2 rRNA genes are annotated in these 5,563 nt (G+C 55.5%); both read left to right on the top strand.

Features of this window, described 5'->3' with window-relative positions:
- Positions 1-186: 186 nt before the first annotated feature.
- Positions 187-1,713 (top strand): 16S ribosomal RNA (locus ABFP37_RS22385).
- A 555-nt stretch (positions 1,714-2,268) separates the two neighbouring features.
- Positions 2,269-5,406: ribosomal RNA gene (locus ABFP37_RS22380) — 23S ribosomal RNA — on the top strand.
- The 16S and 23S rRNA genes sit together here, the layout of an rRNA operon.
- Positions 5,407-5,563 lie beyond the last annotated feature (157 nt).

Below are 5,563 nucleotides of genomic sequence, written 5' to 3'. Positions count from 1 at the left end.
TGTGTCTGTTGTTTGAGAACTCAATAGTGTGCCAAGTTTGTTGATACCGGTTTATTTTATATGAATTGGTTGAATTTGCCAGGTTGCGCCACCCCGTGGTGTGGTCTGGTTTTGACAGCTGGTTTCAAATTTTGTGCAGGGTGCGTGTCCCGTTTTCCCGGGGGCGCATGTTGTGTCTGTTTTACTTCAACGGAGAGTTTGATCCTGGCTCAGGATGAACGCTGGCGGCGTGCTTAACACATGCAAGTCGAACGATGATCTGGTGCTTGCACCGGTGATTAGTGGCGAACGGGTGAGTAACACGTGAGTAACCTGCCCTTAACTCTGGGATAAGCCTGGGAAACTGGGTCTAATACCGGATATGACTCCTCATCGCATGGTGGGGGGTGGAAAGCTTTATTGTGGTTTTGGATGGACTCGCGGCCTATCAGCTTGTTGGTGAGGTAATGGCTCACCAAGGCGACGACGGGTAGCCGGCCTGAGAGGGTGACCGGCCACACTGGGACTGAGACACGGCCCAGACTCCTACGGGAGGCAGCAGTGGGGAATATTGCACAATGGGCGCAAGCCTGATGCAGCGACGCCGCGTGAGGGATGACGGCCTTCGGGTTGTAAACCTCTTTCAGTAGGGAAGAAGCGAAAGTGACGGTACCTGCAGAAGAAGCGCCGGCTAACTACGTGCCAGCAGCCGCGGTAATACGTAGGGCGCAAGCGTTATCCGGAATTATTGGGCGTAAAGAGCTCGTAGGCGGTTTGTCGCGTCTGCCGTGAAAGTCCGGGGCTCAACTCCGGATCTGCGGTGGGTACGGGCAGACTAGAGTGATGTAGGGGAGACTGGAATTCCTGGTGTAGCGGTGAAATGCGCAGATATCAGGAGGAACACCGATGGCGAAGGCAGGTCTCTGGGCATTAACTGACGCTGAGGAGCGAAAGCATGGGGAGCGAACAGGATTAGATACCCTGGTAGTCCATGCCGTAAACGTTGGGCACTAGGTGTGGGGGACATTCCACGTTTTCCGCGCCGTAGCTAACGCATTAAGTGCCCCGCCTGGGGAGTACGGCCGCAAGGCTAAAACTCAAAGGAATTGACGGGGGCCCGCACAAGCGGCGGAGCATGCGGATTAATTCGATGCAACGCGAAGAACCTTACCAAGGCTTGACATGGACCGGACCGCCGCAGAAATGTGGTTTCCCCTTTGGGGCCGGTTCACAGGTGGTGCATGGTTGTCGTCAGCTCGTGTCGTGAGATGTTGGGTTAAGTCCCGCAACGAGCGCAACCCTCGTTCCATGTTGCCAGCGCGTAATGGCGGGGACTCATGGGAGACTGCCGGGGTCAACTCGGAGGAAGGTGGGGACGACGTCAAATCATCATGCCCCTTATGTCTTGGGCTTCACGCATGCTACAATGGCCGGTACAAAGGGTTGCGATACTGTGAGGTGGAGCTAATCCCAAAAAGCCGGTCTCAGTTCGGATTGGGGTCTGCAACTCGACCCCATGAAGTCGGAGTCGCTAGTAATCGCAGATCAGCAACGCTGCGGTGAATACGTTCCCGGGCCTTGTACACACCGCCCGTCAAGTCACGAAAGTTGGTAACACCCGAAGCCGGTGGCCTAACCCCTTGTGGGAGGGAGCCGTCGAAGGTGGGACTGGCGATTGGGACTAAGTCGTAACAAGGTAGCCGTACCGGAAGGTGCGGCTGGATCACCTCCTTTCTAAGGAGCACCTACAGTCGCCTTGCCTCATGTATGTGAGTGTGGAGGGGTTGTCAGGAGTAAAGCCCGTTGCGCAGGCGATTGTTCTGCGGCGGGTGCTCATGGGTGGAATATCAACGGATAGCGGCCGCAGGTTCTTTTCCTTGCCCAGTACGGTTCCTCTCTTGAGGGGTGCCTGGAACGGTGGGGGCGGGTGCGTGCGGTTTAGTGTTTGGCACACTGTTGGGTCCTGAGGCAACAGGACCATGGCCCGCGGGCCGTCCCTTACGGGGGACGGTGGTGCGGGGTGTGGGACTTGTGTTTCTGGTTTCCTGGCTGCACCGATCATGCATGGTGGTTTCTTCTTTTGGGAGGGGCTGGTGTGTGGGGTGTGTGGTACGGGGTTGTTGTTTGAGAACTACATAGTGGACGCGAGCATCTTTTATAAGAAGCAATTTCCAAGAATATGAACCTGGATCTGGCTGCGCGTGATGATGGCGCCCTTTTTGGGGTGTGGTTGTTGGGTGTGGTTGGTTTCTGTGGTTCTCTCGTAAATTAGCGTTTTTGATCTTTTGTGGTCAAGTTTTTAAGAGCACACGGTGGATGCCTTGGCATTAGGAGCCGAAGAAGGACGTAGGAATCTGCGATAAGCCTGGGGGAGTCGATAACCGGACTGTGATCCCAGGGTGTCCGAATGGGGAAACCCCGCCAGGGGCGCGAGCCACCTGGTGACCCGCATCTGAACACATAGGGTGCGTGGAGGGAACGCGGGGAAGTGAAACATCTCAGTACCCGCAGGAAGAGAAAACAATAGTGATTCCGTTAGTAGTGGCGAGCGAACGCGGATCAGGCTAAACCGTTCCATGTGTGATAGCCGGCGGGCGTTGCATGGGCGGGGTTGTGGGACTTTCCGTTCTGTCTCTGCCGGGACAGTGGGGTGAGGGTGCAGGTATAGGTGAACGGTCTTGAAAGGCCGGCCGTAGAGGGTGTGAGCCCCGTAACCGTAATGCTGTGCACCGCCTGGAGAGTATCCCAAGTAGCACGGGGCCCGAGAAATCCCGTGTGAATCTGTCAGGACCACCTGATAAGCCTAAATACTCCCTAATGACCGATAGCGGACCAGTACCGTGAGGGAAAGGTGAAAAGTACCCCGGGAGGGGAGTGAAACAGTACCTGAAACCGTGTGCTTACAATCCGTCGGAGCAACCGCGAGTGATCGCATAGTAGTTGTGACGGCGTGCCTTTTGAAGAATGAGCCTGCGAGTTAGTGTTACGTCGCGAGGTTAACCCGTGTGGGGAAGCCGTAGCGAAAGCGAGTCTGAATAGGGCGTTGCAGTGGCGTGATCTAGACCCGAAGCGAAGTGATCTACCCATGGCCAGGTTGAAGCGACGGTAAGACGTCGTGGAGGACCGAACCCACTTCAGTTGAAAATGGAGGGGATGAGCTGTGGGTAGGGGTGAAAGGCCAATCAAACTTCGTGATAGCTGGTTCTCCCCGAAATGCATTTAGGTGCAGCGTTGCGTGTTTCTTGCTGGAGGTAGAGCTACTGGATGGCTAATGGGCCCTACAAGGTTACTGACGTCAGCCAAACTCCGAATGCCGGTAAGTGAGAGCGCAGCAGTGAGACTGTGGGGGATAAGCTTCATAGTCGAGAGGGAAACAGCCCAGACCACCAACTAAGGCCCCTAAGCGTGTGCTAAGTGGGAAAGGATGTGGAGTTGCGAAGACAACCAGGAGGTTGGCTTAGAAGCAGCCATCCTTAAAAGAGTGCGTAATAGCTCACTGGTCAAGTGATTCCGCGCCGACAATGTAGCGGGGCTCAAGTACACCGCCGAAGTTGTGGCATTCACATATTTTCCAAGCCTTCGTGGTTCAGGAGTGTGGATGGGTAGGGGAGCGTCGTGTGGGCAGTGAAGTCGCGGTGTAAACCAGCGGTGGAGCCTACACGAGTGAGAATGCAGGCATGAGTAGCGAAAGACGGGTGAGAAACCCGTCCGCCGAATGATCAAGGGTTCCAGGGTCAAGCTAATCTGCCCTGGGTAAGTCGGGACCTAAGGCGAGGCCGACAGGCGTAGTCGATGGACAACGGGTTGATATTCCCGTACCGGCGAAAAACCGTCCATGTTGAACAGGGGATACTAACTGCCCGAAGCCTGCCCTATCACCCTTGTGGTGTGCGGGTTTTGGTGGAGCGCGGGACCTGATCCTGGGAGGCAAGCGTATTAACAGGTGTGACGCAGGAAGGTAGCCGAGCCGGGCGATGGTTGTCCCGGTCCAAGGATGTAGGGCGAACGGTAGGCAAATCCGCCGTTCATGATGCCTGAGATCTGACGGGACTCCCGTAAAGGGGGGATTCGGTGATCCTATGCTGCCTAGAAAAGCATCGGCGCGAGGTTTTAGCCGCCCGTACCCCAAACCGACACAGGTGATCAGGTAGAGAATACTAAGGCGATCGAGAGAATTATGGTTAAGGAACTCGGCAAAATGCCCCCGTAACTTCGGGAGAAGGGGGGCCCCAACCTTGAACACCACTTGCTGGTGGGAGGGGATCGGGGCCGCAGAGACCAGGGGGAAGCGACTGTTTACTAAAAACACAGGTCCGTGCGAAGTCGCAAGACGATGTATACGGACTGACTCCTGCCCGGTGCTGGAAGGTTAAGAGGACCGGTTAGCCGCAAGGCGAAGCTGAGAATTCAAGCCCCAGTAAACGGCGGTGGTAACTATAACCATCCTAAGGTAGCGAAATTCCTTGTCGGGTAAGTTCCGACCTGCACGAATGGAGTAACGACTTCCCCGCTGTCTCAACCATAAACTCGGCGAAATTGCAGTACGAGTAAAGATGCTCGTTACGCGCAGCAGGACGGAAAGACCCCGAGACCTTTACTATAGTTTGGTATTGGTGTTCGGAGTGGCTTGTGTAGGATAGGTGGGAGACGTTGAAGCCCGGACGCCAGTTCGGGTGGAGTCATCGTTGAAATACCACTCTGGTCACTTTGGACATCTAACTTCGGCCCGTAATCCGGGTCAGGGACAGTGCCTGATGGGTAGTTTAACTGGGGCGGTTGCCTCCTAAAAAGTAACGGAGGCGCCCAAAGGTTCCCTCAGCCTGGTTGGCAATCAGGTGTCGAGTGTAAGTGCACAAGGGAGCTTGACTGTGAGAGAGACATCTCGAGCAGGGACGAAAGTCGGGACTAGTGATCCGGCGGTACATTGTGGAATGGCCGTCGCTCAACGGATAAAAGGTACCTCGGGGATAACAGGCTGATCTTGCCCAAGAGTCCATATCGACGGCATGGTTTGGCACCTCGATGTCGGCTCGTCGCATCCTGGGGCTGGAGTAGGTCCCAAGGGTTGGGCTGTTCGCCCATTAAAGCGGTACGCGAGCTGGGTTTAGAACGTCGTGAGACAGTTCGGTCCCTATCCGCTGCGCGCGCAGGAAATTTGAGAAGGGCTGTCCTTAGTACGAGAGGACCGGGACGGACGAACCTCTGGTGTGTCAGTTGTACTGCCAAGTGCACCGCTGATTAGCTACGTTCGGATGGGATAACCGCTGAAAGCATCTAAGCGGGAAGCTCGCTTCGAGATGAGATTTCCATACACCTTGTGTGTGAGAGGCCCCCAGCCAGACCACTGGGTTGATAGGCCGGATGTGGAAGCGAGGACTAACGACTCGTGAAGCTGACCGGTACTAATAGGCCGATAACTTACACCACACACCACCCCGCAAACGGATTCAAAAGCGTTTGCACCCAGGGGCGGTAAGAAGAAACAAGACTGCTTGCGTCCACTATGTGGTTCCCAACCAACAAACCCGCACCACCGGTTTGTTGCACAGGAACCAACAACTACATAACAACACCACACCTGCCC

This window comes from Burkholderia sp. RS01, from assembly GCF_039748055.1.
Lineage (GTDB): Bacteria > Actinomycetota > Actinomycetes > Actinomycetales > Micrococcaceae > Arthrobacter.
This window is presented reverse-complemented; position numbering and strand designations above follow the sequence as displayed.